We start from the raw sequence: 19,655 nt of genomic DNA on the forward strand, positions 1-19,655 counted from the left end.
GGCCGGGAGCCCGTGCGGACGGCGCGCCGCGACGCAACCGAAGGAGCGCCCATGACCGCGATCACCAACATCGCCGCCCGCGAGATTCTCGACAGCCGGGGCAACCCGACCGTCGAGGTCGATGTCCTCCTCGAGGACGGCTCCTTCGGCCGCGCGGCCGTGCCCTCGGGCGCCTCGACCGGCGCGCACGAGGCGGTGGAGCTGCGCGACGGCGACAAGGGTCGCTACAACGGCAAGGGCGTGCTCAAGGCGGTCGAGGCCGTGCAGACCGAGATCCTCGACGCCATCGGCGGCATGGATGCCGAGGATCAGGTCGCGGTCGACGAGGCGATGATCGCGCTGGACGGCACCCCCAACAAGGCCCGGCTGGGCGCCAACGCGATCCTCGGCGTCTCGCTCGCCGTCGCCAAGGCCGCCGCCGAGACCGCGGGCCTGCCGCTCTACCGCTATGTCGGCGGCGTCCAGGGCCGCGTCCTGCCGGTGCCGATGATGAACATCGTCAACGGCGGCGCGCATGCCGACAACCCGATCGACTTCCAGGAATTCATGGTGATGCCGGTCGGCGCCTCATCGCTGTCCGAGGCGGTGCGGATGGGCGCGGAGATCTTCCACACCCTCAAGAGCGCCCTGAAGAAGGCCGGCCACAACACCAATGTCGGCGACGAGGGCGGCTTCGCCCCGAACCTGCCCTCGGCCGAGGCCGCGCTCGACTTCGTCATGGAATCGGTCCAGGCCGCGGGCTTCAAGCCGGGCGCCGACATCGTGCTGGCGCTCGACTGCGCCGCGACCGAGTTCTTCAAGGACGGCGCCTACCGTTACGAGGGCGAGGGCCAGACCCGCTCGATCGAGCAACAGGTCGATTACCTCGCCAAGCTGAGCGAGGCCTACCCGATCCTCTCGATCGAGGACGGCATGTCCGAGGACGACTGGGAGGGCTGGAAGCTGCTGACCGACCGGATCGGCAACCGGGTCCAGCTCGTCGGCGACGACCTGTTCGTCACCAATGTCGAGCGCCTGTCGCGCGGCATCGAGACCGGCACCGGCAACTCGATCCTGGTGAAGGTCAACCAGATCGGCTCGCTCACCGAGACGCTGGCCGCCGTCGATATGGCCCAGCGCGCCGGCTACACGGCGGTGATGTCCCACCGCTCCGGCGAGACCGAGGACTCGACCATCGCCGACCTCGCGGTCGCGACGAATTGCGGGCAGATCAAGACCGGCTCGCTCGCCCGCTCGGACAGATTGGCCAAGTACAACCAGCTCATCCGCATCGAGGAGGGCCTGGGCGCCCAGGCGCTCTACGCCGGCCGCGGCGCGATCCGCCAGCTCGCCGGGCGCTGAACCCCGGCACAGTCCTGGGGGCGGTGATCGCTCCCAGGACCGGTCAATGATCTGCCGGCCCTCAAGGCCCGGCGCGCTTCAGAGGATGAACCAGCCGAGATCGGGCTTCTCGTGGACGTCGGCGAGGAAGATCGGGTGCTTGCTGCCGGCGTCCTGGTCGGTCTGGAGGTAGATCGTCGTCCCGCCCGACGATTCCCGGTAGGAGATCTGCCCCGTCTTGCCGTGGAGCTGGTACGGCTCGATGCCGTTCTGCTTGAACAGCTCCGAGGTGCCGAGTGCCCTCACGTCGATGCGGTCGCCCTCGCGGAAGTTGAAATCGGTGATCGTCTCGGTCCCGGCCTGCGGCTCGTCGTAGATGACGAACAGGTCCGCGCCCGCGCCGCCCGTCATGTCGTCCCGGCCCGGGCCGCCGTGCAGCACATCCCGGCCCTTGCCGCCGCTCAGGGTATCGTTCCCTTCGCCCCCGTAGAGCACATCGTCGCCGACATCGCCGTAAAGCCAGTCCCCGTTCCCGTTGCCGTAGAGCTTGTCGTTGCCGTCGCCGCCGTAGAGACGGTCGCGCCCCGTCTCGGCCGAATCGTATTGGCCCGAGCCGCCGTAGATCGTGTCGTTGCCGAGCCCGCCATAGAGGGTGTCGGTGTCGGCCCCACCGTGGATCGTGTCGTTGCCGCGTCCGCCGAGAACGTTGTCGCCGCCCGCGCCGCCGTAGATCACGTCGTCGCCGTTGCCGCCGTCGAGATGTCTTTGCTGAAATCCGTGGTGTCGTTTCGGCTGCTGCCGCCGACGAGGGTATCGTTTCCATCGCCTCCGAACAGGGTGTCGGCATCACGACCGCCGACGAGGACGTCGTCGCCGCCATTGCCGTAGAGCTCGTCGCTGCCGTCCTCGCCGTAGAGCCTATCCGCCGATGTGTCGTCGCTCGGACCGGACCCGGACCCGCCGTAGAGCTTGTCACGGCCGAGGCCGCCATAAAGAATATCGGACCCGGCGGCGCCGTAGATTTTGTCCTTACCATTGAAGCCTTGGATGGTGTTGCCCAAGGCGTTGCCGAACAGCTCGTCGACGACGTCGGTTCCTTTGAGAACTCTGCCCGTCGCCTTGATCTTTGCCATGGTGTCCTCCCGGTTCAAATTTGTTGTGAAGCGCGATGGGCGCAATATTATTGATTATGAAATTGATTTCAACCGCCTTCTTATTGTGCGAATTTATTCAATATTGCAAAAATCACAGTTGGCAGACAGCGATGCGGGCACTAATATGTGAATTTTTTCCTGCACCGCAGCCGGCAGGAAAAACAATTTGGCATGGCGCGAGAACAGGATGCAGTTATGCAACCTGAAGCGCAGCGCAATTCTGGAAAGCTCTTTCAGGTTGCTTCGGCCGATGCGCCGATTCTGGTTTGATCCGGCCCGACATCCTTTCCGGTGTCGAGGGCGGTCTCTTAACCCTTTGGTCACCCTGTCGCGCGATCCTGCCGTCGCCATGGTCATCCGCCGCCGCGTCCGCGCCATCGTCGTCCCCGCCGTCCTCTGGACGGTCTCCGCGCTCGTCGTCGGATACTTCGTGCATCAGGCCGAGAGCGGCAGCCGCGGCCTGGAGGCGAAGCGGGCGCTCAAGATCGAGGCCTACGGCCTGAACCGGGACCTCGCCGCCGCCAAGGCCGAGCGGGCGACCTGGGAGCACCGCGTCTCCCTGTTGCGCAGCGAGCAGATCGACCGCGATCTCCTGGAAGAGCGCGCCCGCGTCGTGCTCGGCCGCGTCCACGCCAACGACCTCGTGATCATCGATCCGTGAGGCGAATCCTGATCTGAGTCCCAAGTTTTTCTTGTCGAAAGGCGACGCTTTCGAAGCTTATCCTTGCTTAGTCGGGGCAGGTTCAAGCGTCGCGGTGACAGCGCCTCTCCGCTGTCAGTCGCGCCCTCGCTTTCCGAAATCGGCTGGCCTAGAACCCGAGCCAACAGATCGAGTTCGGGAGGTCGCCGATGGATGCAGGCAACGAGGCGGGGAAGCCCGCCGCGAGCGCGGAGGCGCCGCAGCACCAGCCCGCACCGAATATTCCGCAATTCACCAAGGACGAGGACCTCCACGCCTATCGTGAGATGCTCCTCATCCGCCGCTTCGAGGAGAAGGCCGGCCAGCTCTACGGTATGGGCCTGATCGGCGGCTTCTGTCACTTGTACATTGGTCAGGAAGCGGTCGTCGTCGGCATGCAGATGGCCGGCGAGGACGGCGACCAGAACATCACCGGCTACCGCGACCACGGCCACATGCTGGCCTGCGGCATGGAGGCCAAGGGCGTGATGGCCGAGCTGACCGGACGCCGCGGCGGCTATTCCCGCGGCAAGGGCGGCTCGATGCACATGTTCAGCCGCGAAAAGCAGTTCTTCGGCGGTCACGGCATCGTCGGCGCGCAGGTCTCGCTCGGCACGGGGCTGGCCTTCGCCGACGCCTACCTGAAGAACGGCAAGGTCAGCTTCACCTATATGGGCGACGGCGCGGCCAACCAGGGCCAGGTCTACGAGAGCTTCAACATGGCGGCTCTGTGGAAGCTGCCGGTCGTCTACGTCATCGAGAACAACCGCTACGCCATGGGCACCTCGGTCGCCCGCGCCTCGGCGCAGACCGATTTCTCCAAGCGCGGCCTCTCCTTCGGCATCCCCGGCGAGCAGGTCGACGGCATGGACGTGCGCACCGTCCGCGAGGCGGCGGCCCGCGCCATCCATCACGCCCGCTCGGGCGAGGGCCCCTACATCCTCGAGATGCAGACCTACCGCTACCGCGGCCACTCGATGTCCGACCCGGCCAAGTACCGGACCAAGGACGAGGTCTCGAAGATGCGCGACGAGCACGACCCGATCGAGATGGTGCGCAAGCGCCTGATCGAGGCGCACGGCGTGCCGGAGGCCGACCTGAAGGGCATCGACGCCAAGGTCCGCGAGATCGTCAACGAATCCGCCGATTTCGCGACCCACGATCCCGAGCCCGATCCGTCCGAGCTCTGGACCGACATCTTGCTCGAAGCCCGCGCCTGAGGCGCGAACACCCTCCTCGCAGGACTCTGGGGGCGCATGGGCCGGCTTCGCTCCGGCGGCGGGACTTGCCCGCCGCGGAAACGCGAAGCCCGCCTCCGACGTCCCGGACGAAGGATCGATAGAGCAGCGCCATGGCGACCGACATCCTGATGCCCGCCCTCTCTCCGACCATGGAGGAGGGAAAGCTCGCCAAGTGGCTCAAGAAGGAGGGCGACGCGATCAAGTCCGGCGACGTGCTGGCCGAGATCGAGACCGACAAGGCGACCATGGAGGTCGAGGCGATCGACGAGGGCGTGCTCGCCAAGATCCTCGTGCCGGACGGCACCGAGAACGTGGCGGTCAACACGCCCATCGCGATCATCGCCGCCGAGGGCGAGGACGTGTCGGCCGCGGCCGCGAGCGGCGGCAAGGGCAAGCCGAACGGCGCCGACAAGGGCGCCGCCGCCCCGACGCCGGACATGGACGCGGAAGGCATGGCGGACAAGTCCGCCGCCACCGCCAAGACCGGCGACGACGCCCCCCGCGCCCCGGCCGCGCCCGCGATCATCAAGAACACCGCCAGCGCCCCCGTCATGGACGAGTTCCCGCCGGACTCCCCGATGGAGACGCAGAGCGTGCGCGAGGCGTTGCGCGACGCCATGGCGGAAGAGATGCGCCGGGACGAGATGGTCATGGTGATGGGCGAGGAGGTCGCCGAGTATCAGGGCGCCTACAAGATCACGCAGGGTCTGCTGCAGGAATTCGGCGCGCGGCGCGTGGTCGACACCCCGATCACCGAGCATGGCTTCGCCGGTATCGGCGTCGGCGCGGCGTTCATGGGCCTCAAGCCCATCGTCGAGTTCATGACCTTCAACTTCGCCATGCAGGCAATCGACCACATCATCAACTCGGCGGCCAAGACCCTCTACATGTCGGGCGGCCAGCTCGGCTGCCCGATCGTGTTCCGCGGCCCCAACGGCGCGGCGGCCCGCGTCGGCGCCCAGCACAGCCACGACTATTCCGCGTGGTACTCGAACGTGCCGGGCCTCAAGGTGATCGCCCCCTACACGGCCTCCGACGCCAAGGGCCTGCTCAAGGCCGCGATCCGCGACCCGAACCCGATCATCTTCCTCGAGAACGAGATCCTCTACGGCCAGTCGTTCCCGGTGCCGAAGATCGACGACCTCGTCCTGCCGATCGGCAAGGCGCGCATCCACCGCCCCGGCACGGATGTGACCATCGTCTCCTTCTCGATCGGCATGACCTACGCCCTCAAGGCGGCGCAGGCGCTGGCCGAGCAGGGCATCGAGGCCGAGGTGATCGACCTGCGCACCATCCGCCCGATGGACTCGGACACGATCGTCGAGTCCGTGAAGAAGACCGGCCGCTGCGTCACCGTCGAGGAAGGTTTTCCGCAGTCGGGCATCGGCGCCGAGATCGCCGCGCGCCTGATGGTCGATGCCTTCGACTATCTCGACGCCCCCGTCCTGCGGGTCACCGGCAAGGACGTGCCGATGCCCTACGCGGCCAACCTGGAAAAGCTCGCCCTGCCCAACGTCGCCGAGGTGATCGAGGCGGCCAAGGCGGTCTGCTACAAGTAGATGTCGGACACGTTCGAAGAGCTGGAGGTTCCGCCCGACGCCCTGGAACAGGGCGGGATCGAGATCGTGCGGGCCTCCATCGTCGATGGTGCCGTCAGCGTGGCGCTCCGGCGCGCCTTCGACGACCCGGCGACCTGGGGCCGGCTCTTCCTCGATCTCGCGCGGCAGGCCGCCCGCACCTACGCGCTGGAATCGGAGATGTCCGAGGAGGAGGCCTTCGAGCGCATCCGCGCCGGCTGGGAGGCCGAGAGCCTCGATCCCGGCAACACCCTCAATTAGCCACGGGCCGGCGACGCGATGGAACGCCCCGACGCAGAAAAAATCCGCCCTTCCCTCGTGCCGGCCCAGCGGAGGCCGTGACCATGGCCGAAGCCGCCCCCCGCCGCGCCACCTATGCCGATCTCGAAGCCGTGCCCGAGCATCTGGTGGCCGAGATTGTGGATGGGGTGCTTGAGACGCATCCGAGGCCGCGTCCTCGGCATGTGGCGGCGGCGTCGCGACTATCCGGCGAACTCGAACCCCCGTTCGGCCTTGGCCGCGGCGGACCGGGTGGCTGGATTTTCATGATTGAGCCCGAGCTTCATCTCGGCCCCCATGTCGTGGCGCCCGACGTCGCTGGTTGGCGTCTGGAGCGGATGCGGACCGAGCCGGAGACCGCCTACATCGAGACCCCGCCGGATTGGGTCTGCGAAATCCTCTCGCCCTCGACTGCACGGCTCGACCGGGGGCCGAAGCGGCGCATCTACGCGGAGGCTGGGGTCGGCCATCTCTGGCTGCTCGATCTCGCGGACGGCGTCCTCGAAAGCTTCACCCTCACCGCCGGGCAGTGGCTGCTGACCGCCACCGCGGCGCGCGGCGAGACCGTCGCCGCCCCGCCCTTCGATGCGGTTCAGTTTCCGCTCGACGATTTGTTTCCCTTCGCTTCGCCCGAGGCCTGAGACATGCCGATCAACGTCCTGATGCCCGCCCTCTCGCCGACCATGGAGAAGGGCAACCTCGCCAAGTGGCTGAAGAAGGAGGGCGACGCGATCAAGTCCGGCGACGTGATCGCCGAGATCGAGACCGACAAAGCCACCATGGAGGTCGAGGCGGTCGACGAGGGCGTGCTCGCCAAGATTTTGGTGGCCGAGGGCACGGCCGACGTGCCGGTCAACGAGCTGATCGCGCTGATCGCCGAGGAGGGGGAAGACCCGAAAGGCATCCAGGCGCCCGCTGGCGGCGCTGCGTCGGGCGCCAAGACCGCGCCGGTCGAGCCGAAGGGCACCCCCGACGAGAACGCCGCGCCGGACGGGGCGCATGCTGCTTACGCCCGCGTCGACACCGCGCCCGAGGGCGCCAAGCCCGGCGGCACGGCCCATCCGGCCGAGGCCGGCGGCCGCGTGTTCTCCTCGCCGCTCGCCCGCCGCATCGCCAAGCAGGGCGGCGTCGATATCGCCGCGGTCAAGGGCTCCGGCCCGCACGGCCGGGTGATCGCCAAGGACGTCCAGGCCGCGATCGAGGGCGGCACCGCCAAGGCCGGCGCCGCTCCCGCGAAGGCCGCCGAGGCCCCCGCCGCCAAGGCACCCGCGCCGGCTCCGAAGGCCGCGGCCGGCGCCCCGGCGGGCCTCAGCCTGGAGCAGGTCAAGGGCTTCTACGAGAAGGGCGCCTACGAGGAAGTGCCGCTCGACGGCATGCGCAAGACCATCGCCAAGCGCCTCACCGAGGCGATGCAGGTCGCCCCGCACTTCTACCTCACGGTCGATTGCGAACTCGACGCGCTGATGAAGCTGCGCGAGACGCTGAACGCCTCGTCCGGCAAGGACAAGGACGGCAAGCCGCTGTTCAAGCTCTCGGTCAACGACTTCGTCATCAAGGCGATGGGCCTCGCGCTCACCCGCGTGCCGGCGGCCAACGCCGTCTGGGCCGAGGACCGCATCCTGCGCTTCAAGCACGCCGAGGTGGGCGTGGCGGTGGCTATCGACGGCGGCCTGTTCACGCCGGTGATCCGCAAGGCCGACCAGAAGACGTTGTCCGCCATCTCGAACGAGATGAAGGATTTTGCCGGACGCGCACGCGCCAAAAAGCTGAAGCCGGAAGAGTACCAGGGCGGCGTCACCTCGGTGTCGAACCTCGGCATGTTCGGCATCAAGCACTTCACCGCGGTGATCAACCCGCCGCAATCGACCATCCTCGCGGTCGGCGCGGGCGAGAAGCGCGTCGTCGTCAAGGACGGCGCCCCGGCGGTGGTGCAGGCCATGACCTGCACCCTCTCCTGCGACCACCGCGTCCTCGACGGCGCGCTCGGCGCCGAGCTGATCTCGGCGTTCAAGGGACTGATCGAGAACCCGATGGGGATGCTGGTGTGACGAGCACCGCGGCGATCTCTCCTCCCCCTTGCGGGGAGGAGCCGGAGGTGGGGGTCGTGCAGGATGAGTCTGAACGGAGCCAACGGCGCCGTCTCGGAGGCCAAGCGGTTTCGAGAGGAGCCGGGGCTCCCGTGCCTCGCCCTTGATCAGATGGTCTGGAGCAAGCCGCCTCGGACGCATGTGACAGGTCGCGCCGCCGCCAACGCGAAAACGCTGCGGCGGCAGTTGACCGAGCCCGAGAAGCGTCTCTGGTGGCAGTTGCGCCATCGCCTTCCGATCGACGACTCATATTTTCGGCGCCAAGTCCCGATCGGTCCTTACGTGGCCGATTTCTGCTGCTTCTCGCGGCGCCTCATCATCGAAGTCGATGGTGAGCAACATGGCTTTGCCCGCGGCGAGACTTACGACGCGGAGCGTGACCAGTATCTTCGTGGTCAGGGTTATCGCGTTCTGCGGTTTCCCAACCGGACAATCTTACGCGAGATCGACATCGTCCTCGACACGATCGACGCCGCACTTCGCGCCACGCCCGGCTCTGAAACCATCTCCCAAGCGGCACCACCCCCACCCCCTACCCCCTCCCCGCAAGGGGGAGGGGAATGCGCGGAGACCTGAATGCCTGACACCTACGACGTCCTCATCATCGGCGCGGGCCCCGGCGGATACGTCACCGCGATCCGCGCGGCGCAGCTCGGCTTCAAGACCGCGGTGGTCGATCGCGAGCACTTAGGCGGCATCTGCCTGAACTGGGGCTGCATCCCGACCAAGGCCCTGCTGCGCTCGGCCGAGATCTACCACTACATGCAACACGCGAGCGATTACGGGCTGAAGGCCGACAACGTCGGCTTCGACGCGGCCGCGATCGTCAAGCGCTCCCGCGGCGTCTCGGGCCGGCTCAACGGCGGCGTCGGCATGCTGCTCAAGAAGAACAAGGTCGACGTGATCTGGGGCGAGGGCACGATCGAGGCGGCGCCGAAGGGCAACAATCCGGGCACCGTCGCCGTCAAGGAGACCAAGCGCGCGGACGCCCCGAAGGGCGCCAAGGGTGCGGGCAGCTACCAGGCCAAGCACATCATCGTCGCCACCGGCGCGCGACCCCGCGTCCTGCCCGGCATAGAGCCCGACAAGAAGCTGATCTGGACCTATTACGAGGCCATGGTGCCCGAGGCGATGCCGAAAAGCCTGCTGGTGATGGGCTCGGGCGCCATCGGCATCGAGTTCGCCTCGTTCTACCGCACCATGGGCGCCGAGGTGACGGTGATCGAACTGCTGCCGCAGATCCTGCCCGTCGAGGATGCCGAGATCGCGGGGCTCGCCCGCAAGCGCTTCGAGAAGCAGGGCATCAAGATCCTCACCGGCGCCAAGGTGACGAAGGTCGAGAAGGGCGCCAACTCCGTCACGGCGACCGTCGAGGACGACAAGGGCAAGGCGCAGCAGCTCACGGCGGACAAGCTGATCTCGGCGGTCGGCGTCGTCGGCAACATCGAGAATCTCGGCCTGGAGAAGCTCGGCGTGACCATCGAGCGCGGCATCGTCGTCACCGACGGGCTCGGGCGCACCAACGTGCCGGGCGTCTACGCCATCGGCGACGTCGCCGGCCCGCCGATGCTCGCCCACAAGGCCGAGCACGAGGGCGTGATCTGCATCGAGACCATCAAGGGCCTTCACACCCACCCGATGGACAAGGGCAAGATCCCCGGCTGCACCTATTGCCACCCGCAGATCGCCAGCGTCGGCCTCACCGAGGCGAAGGCGAAGGATCTCGGCTTCGCCATCAAGGTCGGCCGCTTCCCGTTTGCCGGCAACGGCAAGGCCATCGCGCTCGGCGAGCCGGACGGCCTGATCAAGACGATCTTCGATGCCAAGACCGGCCAGTTGCTCGGCGCCCACATGGTCGGGGCCGAGGTGACCGAGCTGATCCAGGGCTACGTCGTGGCGATGACGCTGGAGACGACCGAGGAGGACCTGATGCACACGGTCTTCCCGCACCCGACGCTGTCCGAGATGATGCACGAGAGCGTGCTCGACGCCTATGGCCGGGTGATCCACACCTGATCGCGTGATCGCCGGGCGGCCACTGCGCCGCCCGGCCTCAGCGGTTCAGGCTTTTGACGAAGCTGGCGTAGCGCTTTTCGTCGAACCGCTTCAGTTGTTCGAGCGCCCGCCGAGCGTCGCGTTCCGCCGCTTGGCGATGGCGCTTCTTGATCTCGTCCACCAGTGCGTCGAGGACGATGAGCTGTTCGAGCGGCGTCTTCGCCTCGCTCGCGTCTTCCGGATTCGCCTTCAGCGCCCCGAGGGTTTCCGCCTTGGTCTCGTCGTAGCCCGGAACGACCCGTTCGGCGAGTTCGAGCACCACCTTCGTCAGCGCCCCGAGCTGCGACCCGAAGCTTCCGGCCTCGGTGATGACCGCGACCTCGATCTCGGGCACGCCCTGATAGAGATGGTTCGAGAGGTCCTGCGTCACCGATCCGCTCAGCGGCGCGTAGAACGGGAACGACAACCACGAATACGACAGCGGACCCTGGGCCATCGGCGCCTCCTCGGGTGAACGGCAACGCTCGATTGTCGGATCGTCCGGACGGGATTCGCAAGCCCGCGCGCGTCCCTCGGCCGCGAACCCTGCGAAACCACCGTCGCGCCCTCCGCGTTGGCTCCTTGAATTTCGACAAAGGGAGGCGGTCATGACCCGCATTGGTGGAACGTCCCGCGGCGCCCTCGTGCTGGCCCTGAGCCTCGCCGCCGCGTCGGTGCAGGCGCAGACGGCGCCGATGACTTCCGTGCCGAGCCTGCCGTTTCCGGGAAGCAGCGTGCCGGCCGGCACGCTCGGCATCGCCAATGCCGGCGGGCTCGGCTTCTCCGGCGTGCTCCCGGCCGGGGGCGTCGCCGCCATCGGCGGCACCGTGCGCACCGGCGGCCTGACCGATCCCGGCGGCCTCAGCTTCGGCGGGGGAGGGGGCTCGGCCGGTCTCGCGGCGATTCCCGGCACCAGCCTGACACCCGATCTCGATGCGGGCCTGACCACCGGCTCCGTCGGCGGCACGGGAGCAGGCATCGGGACGGGTGCAGGGACCGGCGCCCGCAGCGGCGTGCTCGATCCGAACCGCCTCACGCCCGGTGTCGGCACCGGCGGGGCGGGCGGCGCGCCGGCCGGCGCCGGCATGGCGGGCGCGCCGAGCGCGGTCGATGCCTATACCGATCCGTTCAACGGACGCGGGATGCCCTGAGGCCTCCGAGTCGTCCACAAGCTTGAGGGATCGCGGTAAGGTCTCGTTAACCGTCCGCTGATGTTCTATCTTCGTTCTCATGCCGAGTCGGAGAGAGACCATGCCCGAGCCCTTGCGCCAGCCCGCTGCGCATCGCGCGATCGACTGCACCGGAGCCGCGCGGGGAGGGGACGCCGAGCCCTCATGTCCGATCGAGGACATCGCGCAGGCCTATCTCGTCACCGCCCACGGCGATGCCGGACTCGCGCTGCGCTGCGCCATCACCGACGCCCTGTCCGACCTGATGGAGGCGGAGCGCCGCGCCCGCGAGAACAGCCGGTTGATCTCCCGCGGCTATGTCCGCCACGCCGCCCAAGGGGGAACTTGAGGGTGAGCGTGCGGGTGAGATTGCGCAGAGGCGGTTGAAGCGGGGCCGCGCGGGCGCATCTACCGTCGCAGAGCATTCGGATTCCGGAGTTTTCGAAGCGATGCGCCTGCGCCCGGCCGCCCTTCTCGCGAGTGCCGTCCTGCTCGCCGCCGCGCCCGCGGCGCGGGCGGACCTGCTCATCAGCGTCGACAAGGACGCGCAGCGGATGAGCGTCGCGGTCGACGGCCAGACCCGTCATACATGGCCGGTCTCGACCGGCACCGCGGCCCACGACACGCCGAGCGGCAGCTACAAGCCGTTCCGCATGGAGGCGAGCCACTTCTCGCGCGAGTGGGACAACGCGCCCATGCCGCACGCGATCTTCTTCACCCAGGTCGGCCACGCGATCCACGGCACCACCCACACCCGCCGCCTCGGCCAGCCGGCCTCGCATGGCTGCGTCCGCCTCTCTCAGCGCAACGCCGCGACCCTGTTCGCCCTGGTGAAGCAGCAGAAGATGGCCAACACCCGCGTCGTGATCGAGGGCAGCGTCGGCGAAGCGCCCGTTGCCGACTTGCATCGCCCGGCGCCGACCGTGTCCGCTCGCCGCTACGGCGCCGACGAGGGCGTCGTCGTGCGCTCCCGCGGCGGGGTGTGGGACGAGGATGTCTACGCGCCGGTCCGGCGGCGGGCGCGCGATCCGTTCGACGATCCTTACGGGCCAGCTCCGGTCGGGTACGGGGACGTGTACTGAGACGCCGATCCGACCCACCTCCCTCATCCTGAGGCGCCCGCGTCAGCGGGCCTCGAAGAAGCGCTCCAGCCCGTCGCGCGTTTCCTGGAGCCCTCCTTCGAGGCTGCTCCGCAGCACCTCAGGATGAGGGGGGGTAGGAGACCACGAGCATCGCCTCAGTTCGAAGCCGCCGCTGCGCTCACCCGCCACACCGCGTTCCCCACATCGTCCGTCACCAGCAGCGCCCCCGTCTTGTCGAGCGCCACGCCCACCGGCCGGCCCTGCGCCTTCTCGTCGGCGTTGAGGAAGCCGGTCAGGACATCGACCGGAGCGCCCGCGGGCTTGCCGTCCTTGAACGGGATGTAGATCACCTTGTAGCCGCTCTTCGGACGGCGGTTCCACGAGCCGTGCTGGGCCACGAATAGCCCGCTCTTCCACGCATCCGGCAGGGTCGAGCCCGCGGAGAAGGCGATGCCGAGCGAGGCGGTGTGCGTGCCGACGGCGTAGTCCGGCGCGATCGCCTTCGCCACGAGGTCCGGCCGCGGCGGCTGCACCCGCGTGTCGACGTGCTGCCCCCAATAGCTCCAGGGCCAGCCGTAGAAGCCGCCCTCCTGCACGTGGGTGACGTAGTCGGGCACGAGGTCGCTGCCGATCTCGTCGCGCTCGTTCACCGCGGTCCAGAGCGCGCCGCTCGTCGGCTCTAAGGCGAGGCCGTTGGGGTTGCGCAGGCCGGTGGCGAACTCGCGCATCGCCTTGGACCGAATCGTGTATTCCCAGATTGCCGCGCGGCCCTTCTCGATGTCGAGGCCGTTCTCGCCGACATTGCTGTTCGAGCCGACCGTGACGAACAGCTTTTGCCCGTCCGGGCTGGCGACGACGTTCTTGGTCCAGTGGTGGTTGATGCCCGACGGCAGGTCGGCGACCTTTTCCGGGCTCGCCGTGATCTCGGTCTGGCCTTCCGTGTAGGGCACGCGCACCAGCGCGTCGGCATTGGCGATGTAGAGGTCGGCGCCGACCAGCGCCATGCCGAAGGGCGAGGTGAGGCCCTTCAGCAGCACGTGGCGCTCCTCCGCGACCCCGTCGCCGTCCTTATCCCGCAAGAGCACGATGCGGTTGGGGCTGTCGACGCCGGCACCGGCCAGGCTCTTCACCTTGTCGGCGACCCAATCGGTGAGGCCGGTGCTCTTGTCGCCGGATTTCGGGCTGTTGCTCTCGGCCACCAGCACGTCGCCGTTCGGCAGGACATAAGGCCAGCGCGGGTGGTCGAGGCCGGTGGCGAAGGCCGCAACGTTGAGCCCCGCCGCCGGCTTCGGCGTCGCGCCCTCGGCCCAGGGGGCGATGCGGGCGATGTTGACGGTCGGCATCAATGTCGGGTTGGGGGGCGGCAGGGTCGGGTTCGGGCCGGTGCCGGCCGCGAAATCCAGCGTCGCGCTTTCGGGATACAGCACGAAACGCGTGAAGGCGGCTCCGCCCGCCAGCGCGAGGACGAGGGCGGCGAGTCCGACCTTGGCGGCGGTGCGCATCGGTTGGACCTCAGAGCGCGGGCGCGACGGCGGCGTCGTTCGCACCCGGATGACGGCGGGTCGAGTAGTAGAGTCCGATCGCGTTCCAGAAGGCGTCGCGCTGCTCGGTGGTGAAGCGCTGGAGCGCCGAATCGAGGGCGGCGCGGCCGGCGGTGGCGGCCTCCTCGCGCAGGCGCTCGTCGAACGCTTCGGATGTGGTGGGAGCCGTGTCCGAAGAGGCCGTGTCCATGGCGGAACCTTTCTGCCGAGCGAGGCGCGAACATCATCAACGCCCAAGCTGGCGGAGCGTTCATTTCCGTCGGCGTCGGCCCGGTTGCCGGACCCGTGTGCGAAAAGACACACCGATCCGGATTCGGCCTCCAGGCTTAACCGTTCCTTTGCACCCGGCGGGCAATGGGTTCAGCTTAAGCATAACGAGCCGTCCTTCCATGCCCTCTGCCCAGCTCCGGGGAGCCTGAATGCGCAACGACCGTCACCTCCGCCTCGTCTGCCTCGCCGCGCTCGCGGTCGCCGGTTCGAGCCTTGGGGGGTGCGGCCTGTTCCGTCCGCAGCAGGAGCTGACCACGGGTTCGATCGCGGCGAACGCCAAGGTCGTGCAGACCCCGACCGCCGCCGACAAGGAGTGCCTCGCCCGCGCGATGTACTTCGAGTCGAACCGCTCCGACGAGGAGGGGCTGCTCGCAGTCGGCACGGTGGTGATGAACCGCCTCGACGCGCCCGCCTATCCGGGCCGGATCTGCGAGGTGGTCGGCCAGAAGCGGCAATTCGCCAACGGCGTGCTGACGAAGCCCGTCCGCGACCAGGATCGCCCGCGGCTGGAGAAGGTCGCCGACCTGCTGCTGTCGGGCCGTCGCCACGACGGCGTCGGCCAGGCGCTGCACTTCCACACAGCCGGCTACAGCTTCCCCTACAAGAACATGCACTACGTGGTCGCCGCGGGCGGCAACGTGTTCTACGAGAAGAGCGACCGCGAGGGTTACCTGCCGGCGGTCCGCCCCCGCGCCGTGGTGCAGGTGGCCTCGGGCCGGGTGATGCCGCTCCAGGTCGCTGCCGCGCAGTCCGGCATGATCGGCCTGCCGCTCACCGGCCGCGTCCAGCCGACGCTGACCGCCGAGTACACCGTGCCCGACCTGCGTCTCGCCGGTCCCGCCCGCTACGCCTCGGTCCCCGGCCGAAACTGATCTTTTGGTGCATCGCCCCGACCTGCGGTCGGGATCGATGCGCCCGGCGGACAGTCGCCGCCGTTCATTCGCGCGGGCAGACAACGGCTTGGCCGCCGTCTGATGCCAGCGAAGCCGTGGTTACGCATAGGGCAGGTTGTCGCCCCACCCCTTTGCGGCAGGCCCCCCGAGGGCTTAGATCGAGGTGGCGCCCGGGCCGTCCGCCGGGATCACGAGCGCTCGCCCCCCATCATGGCCGTCGTCCTCGATCTCCTCTCCAACGACACGCGCCCGAAGCAGGACGTGCGTCCGCGCCATCCCGAGAAGGCGCACCGGCCCGACACGGCGATCCAGCGCAAGCCCGACTGGATCCGGGTGAAGGCGCCGGGTTCGAAGCTCTGGGCCGAGACCAAGGACATCGTCCGCGCCAACGGCCTCGTCACCGTCTGCGAGGAGGCGGGCTGCCCCAACATCGGCGAGTGCTGGGAGAAGCGCCACGCCACCTTCATGATCATGGGCGACACCTGCACCCGCGCATGTTCGTTCTGCAACGTGCGCACCGGCCTGCCGGAGGGGCTCGATTCGGCCGAGCCGCAGAAGGTGGCCGACGCGGTGGCTAAGCTCGGCCTGCACCACGTCGTCGTCACCTCGGTCGATCGCGACGATCTGAAGGACGGCGGCGCCGAGCACTTTTCCCGCACCATCGCGGCAATCCGGCAGGCGAGTCCCGGCACCACCATCGAGATCCTGACGCCGGATTTCCTGCGCAAGCCCGGCGCGCTCGAAGTCGTGGTCGCGGCCCGGCCCGACGTGTTCAACCACAACATGGAGACCGTGCCCGGCAAGTACGTCACCGTGCGGCCGGGCGCGCGTTACTTCCACTCCGTGCGCCTGCTGCAGCGGGTGAAGGAGCTCGACCCGACGATCTTCACCAAGTCCGGCATCATGGTCGGCCTGGGCGAGGAGCGGAACGAGGTCGTGCAGCTGATGGACGACCTGCGCTCGGCGGATGTCGACTTCCTCACCATCGGCCAGTACCTCCAGCCGACGCGCAAGCATCACGAGGTCGTGCGCTTCGTGCCGCCGGACGAGTTCAAGGCCTATGAAACCACGGCCTATGCCAAGGGTTTCCTGCTCGTCTCGGCCACCCCGCTGACGCGCTCCTCCCACCATGCGGGCGAGGACTTCGCCCGGTTGAAGGCAGCCCGCCTCGCCAAGCTCGGGCCGGTCCCGCTTCCCGCCACCGCCTGAGCCGCCATGCCCTCCTTCCGCATCACGAGGAACGTGCGCCACACGGCCACGCAGATGTACGACCTCGTGGCCGATATCGAGCGCTATCCGGAGTTCCTTCCGCTCTGCGAATCGCTGCGGGTGCTGCGTGACACGGAGGGGCCGAACGGCACCATGGTGCGCGTGTCCGAGATGGGCGTGGGCTACAAGGCGATCCGCGAGCGCTTCACCACCCGCGTCACCCTCGACCCGGCGAACCGGAAGATCACCGCCGAATACATCGACGGCCCGTTCCGCCACCTCGAGAACCGCTGGAGCTTTCGCGAGGACGGCAAGGGCGGCTGCGACATCGATTTCTTCATCACCTACGAGTTCAAGAGCCGCACGCTGGGCCTGCTGATGGGCTCGATGTTCGACCGCGCCTTCCGCAAGTTCACCGACGCCTTCGAGGGAAGAGCGCGGGCGATATACGGCGCGCCAGCCTAGCTGTCTTCGGATGGCGAGCGCGTTTCTTCTCCCGCCTCGTGGGAAGAGGTTCGGGGCGGCGGCGAAACGCTCCCGGCCGGCGACTGCCGTCGTGGGCATCCACGAGACGGCGACACGGTCGCCCAAACCCTCTCCCGCACGGCGGGGCGAGGGGATACCCGGACAGCGGAGCCTTCAACCCGCCTTGCGGCCGCAGCGGATGTAGCTCGCCAGCCCCTTCGGACTCGACCAGGTCAGCCGGTCCTGCTCGACGAGGAGCCGCACCTGCGAGGTCCAGCGGCGGCCGCGCTCGCTGCAATCGGCCGCCATGGTCCAGGAGGCGCCGTCGCGGCGGTTGTTGCGGAAGCGGCAGACGGTGCGGCCGGCCTTCGCGCCTTCCTCGGTGATGGTGGCGGGCAGGAAGCCGCGGCGGCGCTGGCGCTGGCCGCAGGCCACCGGATTCGGGCCCCAGACGCCGACATAGGCCGCGCGCTCCAGCACCGGCGCGGCGGGCCGCGGCGGCTCGGGCTGGGCCGGGACCTCGGGGGCCGGCGCCACGGCGGCGACCGGCACGAGGCGGGGCTGCTGGGCGTGTTGTTGGTTCGCGGGAACGAGGAGCGGCACCCGCTCGGGCTCGGGCAGGCGCACCTCCGGCACGTCGATGCCGCCGGGATCGGCGCTAGCGTAGCGGGCCGGGCGGGACGCGGCCTCGTGACCGTCGTCGGTGAGCGCGAGCAGGGTGTAGGAGAACAGCGCGCCCCAGCCCGCGGCGAGCACGACGGGAATCGCGAGGAGCCGGCGGGACACGCCCCGCTCCGGGGCCGCCGCCCGCACCGCCTCCCCGGTCTCGCCACCGTCCTGCGTCATCGCCGACATCCCCGCGCGCTCCCGACTTAGCGCCCGAAGATGCCTTTCAGGAACTGTGCCGTGCGGTTGCGCTTCTTCTTTCGCTCGAGTTCGGCGGCGTCCTTGACCCAGGCGACCTGCACCACGCGGCGCTCGCCCTCGAACGGCTCGTGGCCGTGCCAGGAATTGTCGGCCCGCAGGAAGGCGAACATCGTCCCCATGGTCGGCGGCACCTCGACGGCGAAGGGCTCGTAGTTCTTGCCGTCGTAGAGCACCCGCAGGCGCCCGGCGGCGGGCGCGTCCCAGGCGTCGTTCATGTAGACGAGCAGCGTCATCACCTTGGACGGCCCATCGGTGTGGATCGAGCCGTACTTGAGCTGGCTCTTCTTCATGATGGTGGTCAGCCGCGGGCAAGACACGAGGTCGATGCCGAATTTTTCGCCCAGGATGCGGGAGAACACGTCGCTCTCCAGCTCGTCGATCAGCGCCTTGAAGCGGCCCTTGAGCGCCACCTCGTCCACGGTGAGGTAGCCGGGCTTGGCGATGGCCGGGAAGTCCTGGCGGATCTCGTCGATCGCGCCCGCGTTGAGCACGCCGTTGCCGAGGAAGTAGGTGTAGGGATCGCGGGAGACCGGCGCGGCGCGCACGGCGTCGACGTTGAGGATCGAGAGGCCCGACATGGCTCGTCTGTCCCGTAACAGGCGCGCGCGGCAGGGACGAAGCGGCCGGCGCGAGATGTGAGAGTGGGCCCATCGTGGCCCGGCATCAACGGTAGACGGTGCGATTGCGGCATCGGCGGGGCAGCCCCGCGGCGTCCGTTCGCAGCGGCCGCTTCCGATTCTTCTCGGCCTCGGGCGCCGCGGCCGCCTCTACGGCCTGGGGTTTCGCTCCGCTCGACGCCCCGGTGCGCGACGGGGCCGCCACGCGGGGCGCTCGTCGCGCCCGGAATGCCGCACCGTCGCTCGATCCGAACGATGGTGCGGGGCAACCCCTTCCCGGACCTCGCGGAACCTGCCATGCTCAAGCTTGGCGGTCGCCCCCGGCCGTGCCCGCACCCCGCGTGATGAAGCCCGTCGCCCTCGCCGTTCTCGGCACCACCCTGGCCTCGCTCCCGGCGATCGCGCAGCCGCGCACGCCGACCGTCCGGCTGACCTGCGCCGAGGCGATGGGCATCGTGAAGGCGGAGGGCTCGGTGGTGCTCGGAATCGGCGGACGCACGCCGGAGCGCTTCGTGCGCGACCGCAGCCTGTGCGAACTCACCGAGATCGCCGAACTCCGCTTCGTGCCGACCCGCGACAACCCGCAATGCCCGATCGGCTACCGCTGCCGCGAGCCCGATTACGGCGACTGGAACTGGAACGGGGATTGAGGGTCCGTTCCCCATCGCGAGGCGGAGCCGAGCGATCCAGGGCTCCGCACGATCCCAGAGGGTCGCGCCTCCGGCCGAACGGCCGTGACGAAGCGCGTCGGTGGGCGAGCGCAACGACGTTCAGACGTGGCGCTTCCTGATCCGGGAAGACGAACAGGTCGAAGATCGGCCCGGAAGCGGTCGTGCCCCATGCGCAGGGTCTCCCACGGACCGAAGTCGGTCGGCAGGTAGCACGACGGGCAGCCGGCCTTCTCCAGATACAGGCAGGCGTTGACCATTTTCCGCGCTCAACGCCTCTCCAGACCGCATCTCACGCACACCGTGGGCAATCACCACCGCCGCTCCGGCTACGCCTGCGCTTCCTGCAGGGACGACGAGGTCCCTGAAGGCCCTCTCCTCGCGTGCGGGGAGAAGGGGAGCCCGTCGAAGCCGACGCGCTCGAGCAGGCACCCAAAACGAAA

24 protein-coding genes and 1 pseudogene are annotated in these 19,655 nt (G+C 68.7%); 17 read left to right on the forward strand and 8 right to left on the reverse strand.

The features are described 5' to 3' along the window. Nucleotides 1-51 precede the first annotated feature (51 nt). A complete protein-coding gene (gene eno / locus HNR00_RS06835) occupies nucleotides 52-1,341 on the forward strand; it encodes a phosphopyruvate hydratase (RefSeq protein WP_183566898.1) in 1,290 nt (429 codons plus the stop codon). Nucleotides 1,342-1,419: 78 nt separating this feature from the next. On the opposite strand, the gene HNR00_RS06840 is transcribed toward eno, so the two are convergent. After that, complete coding sequence (locus tag HNR00_RS06840; RefSeq protein ID WP_183566900.1) at nucleotides 1,420-2,055, reverse strand: calcium-binding protein; 636 nt, start codon at nucleotides 2,053-2,055, stop codon at nucleotides 1,420-1,422. Continuing rightward, nucleotides 2,052-2,453 (reverse strand): calcium-binding protein, encoded by a 402-nt coding sequence (locus tag HNR00_RS06845; protein ID WP_183566903.1) that lies wholly within the window; start codon nucleotides 2,451-2,453, stop codon nucleotides 2,052-2,054. The genes HNR00_RS06840 and HNR00_RS06845 overlap by 4 nt, the downstream gene beginning before the upstream one ends. 147 nt (nucleotides 2,454-2,600) lie before the next feature. Here HNR00_RS06845 and HNR00_RS06850 point away from each other — a divergent pair, with 147 nt between their 5' ends. The 9 genes from HNR00_RS06850 to lpdA all read left to right on the forward strand — a co-directional run bounded on the left by HNR00_RS06850 (nucleotide 2,601) and on the right by lpdA (nucleotide 10,353). Then, the gene (locus tag HNR00_RS06850) at nucleotides 2,601-2,744 is read left to right on the forward strand and encodes a hypothetical protein (protein ID WP_183566905.1); all 144 of its coding nucleotides are present in this window, start codon (nucleotides 2,601-2,603) and stop codon (nucleotides 2,742-2,744) included. Between the two features lie 79 nt (nucleotides 2,745-2,823). Beyond that, nucleotides 2,824-3,135 carry an FtsB family cell division protein gene (locus HNR00_RS06855; protein ID WP_183566907.1) on the forward strand — a complete coding sequence of 104 codons (312 nt, stop codon included), beginning with the start codon at nucleotides 2,824-2,826 and terminating at the stop codon, nucleotides 3,133-3,135. 188 nt (nucleotides 3,136-3,323) lie between these two features. Next, entirely contained in the window at nucleotides 3,324-4,373 is a 1,050-nt protein-coding gene (pdhA, locus tag HNR00_RS06860; RefSeq protein WP_183566909.1) for a pyruvate dehydrogenase (acetyl-transferring) E1 component subunit alpha, read from the forward strand. Nucleotides 4,374-4,504: 131 nt separating this feature from the next. Continuing rightward, nucleotides 4,505-5,953: a pyruvate dehydrogenase complex E1 component subunit beta gene (locus HNR00_RS06865; RefSeq protein ID WP_183566911.1), complete on the forward strand. Its 1,449-nt coding sequence runs from the start codon at nucleotides 4,505-4,507 to the stop codon at nucleotides 5,951-5,953. Continuing rightward, nucleotides 5,954-6,232, forward strand: coding sequence for a DUF5076 domain-containing protein (locus HNR00_RS06870; protein ID WP_183566913.1), 279 nt, complete (start codon nucleotides 5,954-5,956; stop codon nucleotides 6,230-6,232). It abuts the gene before it with no gap. Nucleotides 6,233-6,315: 83 nt separating this feature from the next. After that, complete coding sequence (locus HNR00_RS06875) at nucleotides 6,316-6,891, forward strand: Uma2 family endonuclease (RefSeq protein ID WP_183566914.1); 576 nt, start codon at nucleotides 6,316-6,318, stop codon at nucleotides 6,889-6,891. Between the two features lie 3 nt (nucleotides 6,892-6,894). Beyond that, nucleotides 6,895-8,298: a pyruvate dehydrogenase complex dihydrolipoamide acetyltransferase gene (locus HNR00_RS06880; RefSeq protein WP_183566916.1), complete on the forward strand. Its 1,404-nt coding sequence runs from the start codon at nucleotides 6,895-6,897 to the stop codon at nucleotides 8,296-8,298. A 63-nt stretch (nucleotides 8,299-8,361) separates the two neighbouring features. Then, complete coding sequence (locus tag HNR00_RS06885; protein WP_246390374.1) at nucleotides 8,362-8,913, forward strand: endonuclease domain-containing protein; 552 nt, start codon at nucleotides 8,362-8,364, stop codon at nucleotides 8,911-8,913. Further along, nucleotides 8,914-10,353: a dihydrolipoyl dehydrogenase gene (lpdA, locus tag HNR00_RS06890; RefSeq protein WP_183566919.1), complete on the forward strand. Its 1,440-nt coding sequence runs from the start codon at nucleotides 8,914-8,916 to the stop codon at nucleotides 10,351-10,353. A gap of 37 nt (nucleotides 10,354-10,390) precedes the next feature. Here the strand turns inward: lpdA and HNR00_RS06895 are convergent, their stop codons facing one another. Further along, nucleotides 10,391-10,828 carry a hypothetical protein gene (locus tag HNR00_RS06895; protein WP_183566922.1) on the reverse strand — a complete coding sequence of 146 codons (438 nt, stop codon included), beginning with the start codon at nucleotides 10,826-10,828 and terminating at the stop codon, nucleotides 10,391-10,393. Between the two features lie 151 nt (nucleotides 10,829-10,979). Between HNR00_RS06895 and HNR00_RS06900 the strand changes: the two genes are divergently transcribed. The 3 genes from HNR00_RS06900 (at nucleotide 10,980) to HNR00_RS06910 (ending at nucleotide 12,622) form a co-directional block, all read left to right on the forward strand. Beyond that, on the forward strand, nucleotides 10,980-11,522 hold the full coding sequence (locus HNR00_RS06900; RefSeq protein ID WP_183566925.1) for a hypothetical protein: 543 nt from the start codon (nucleotides 10,980-10,982) through the stop codon (nucleotides 11,520-11,522). 100 nt (nucleotides 11,523-11,622) lie between these two features. Next, nucleotides 11,623-11,889 carry a hypothetical protein gene (locus tag HNR00_RS06905; protein WP_246390376.1) on the forward strand — a complete coding sequence of 89 codons (267 nt, stop codon included), beginning with the start codon at nucleotides 11,623-11,625 and terminating at the stop codon, nucleotides 11,887-11,889. A 100-nt stretch (nucleotides 11,890-11,989) separates the two neighbouring features. After that, entirely contained in the window at nucleotides 11,990-12,622 is a 633-nt protein-coding gene (locus HNR00_RS06910; RefSeq protein WP_183566929.1) for a L,D-transpeptidase, read from the forward strand. Between the two features lie 155 nt (nucleotides 12,623-12,777). Here HNR00_RS06910 and HNR00_RS06915 read toward each other — a convergent pair whose 3' ends face one another. Together HNR00_RS06915 and HNR00_RS06920 are read right to left on the reverse strand one after the other, a co-directional pair. Continuing rightward, nucleotides 12,778-14,124, reverse strand: coding sequence for a PQQ-dependent sugar dehydrogenase (locus tag HNR00_RS06915; RefSeq protein ID WP_183566932.1), 1,347 nt, complete (start codon nucleotides 14,122-14,124; stop codon nucleotides 12,778-12,780). A gap of 10 nt (nucleotides 14,125-14,134) precedes the next feature. After that, a complete protein-coding gene (locus HNR00_RS06920; RefSeq protein ID WP_183566935.1) occupies nucleotides 14,135-14,353 on the reverse strand; it encodes a hypothetical protein in 219 nt (72 codons plus the stop codon). Between the two features lie 229 nt (nucleotides 14,354-14,582). On the opposite strand from HNR00_RS06920, the gene HNR00_RS06925 reads away from it, so the two are divergent. The 3 genes from HNR00_RS06925 (at nucleotide 14,583) to HNR00_RS06935 (ending at nucleotide 17,000) form a co-directional block, all read left to right on the forward strand. Beyond that, on the forward strand, nucleotides 14,583-15,305 hold the full coding sequence (locus HNR00_RS06925) for a cell wall hydrolase (RefSeq protein ID WP_183566938.1): 723 nt from the start codon (nucleotides 14,583-14,585) through the stop codon (nucleotides 15,303-15,305). Nucleotides 15,306-15,536: 231 nt separating this feature from the next. Further along, complete coding sequence (gene lipA / locus HNR00_RS06930; protein WP_183566941.1) at nucleotides 15,537-16,535, forward strand: lipoyl synthase; 999 nt, start codon at nucleotides 15,537-15,539, stop codon at nucleotides 16,533-16,535. A gap of 6 nt (nucleotides 16,536-16,541) precedes the next feature. After that, complete coding sequence (locus HNR00_RS06935; RefSeq protein ID WP_183566944.1) at nucleotides 16,542-17,000, forward strand: type II toxin-antitoxin system RatA family toxin; 459 nt, start codon at nucleotides 16,542-16,544, stop codon at nucleotides 16,998-17,000. Nucleotides 17,001-17,174: 174 nt separating this feature from the next. Here the strand turns inward: HNR00_RS06935 and HNR00_RS06940 are convergent, their stop codons facing one another. Beyond that, nucleotides 17,175-17,855, reverse strand: a complete 681-nt coding sequence (locus HNR00_RS06940; RefSeq protein ID WP_376770360.1) for a hypothetical protein — start codon at nucleotides 17,853-17,855, stop codon at nucleotides 17,175-17,177. Between the two features lie 17 nt (nucleotides 17,856-17,872). Further along, entirely contained in the window at nucleotides 17,873-18,505 is a 633-nt protein-coding gene (locus HNR00_RS06945) for a 2OG-Fe(II) oxygenase (protein WP_183566947.1), read from the reverse strand. Nucleotides 18,506-18,888: 383 nt separating this feature from the next. Here HNR00_RS06945 and HNR00_RS06950 point away from each other — a divergent pair, with 383 nt between their 5' ends. Beyond that, complete coding sequence (locus HNR00_RS06950; protein ID WP_183567377.1) at nucleotides 18,889-19,194, forward strand: hypothetical protein; 306 nt, start codon at nucleotides 18,889-18,891, stop codon at nucleotides 19,192-19,194. 164 nt (nucleotides 19,195-19,358) lie between these two features. Here the strand turns inward: HNR00_RS06950 and HNR00_RS06955 are convergent. Then, nucleotides 19,359-19,478: pseudogene (locus HNR00_RS06955) on the reverse strand (transposase); the annotation flags it as partial. Between the last annotated feature and the right edge of the window lie 177 nt (nucleotides 19,479-19,655).

Origin of the sequence: Methylorubrum rhodinum (assembly GCF_014199935.1) — a bacterium.
GTDB lineage: Bacteria > Pseudomonadota > Alphaproteobacteria > Rhizobiales > Beijerinckiaceae > Methylobacterium > Methylobacterium rhodinum.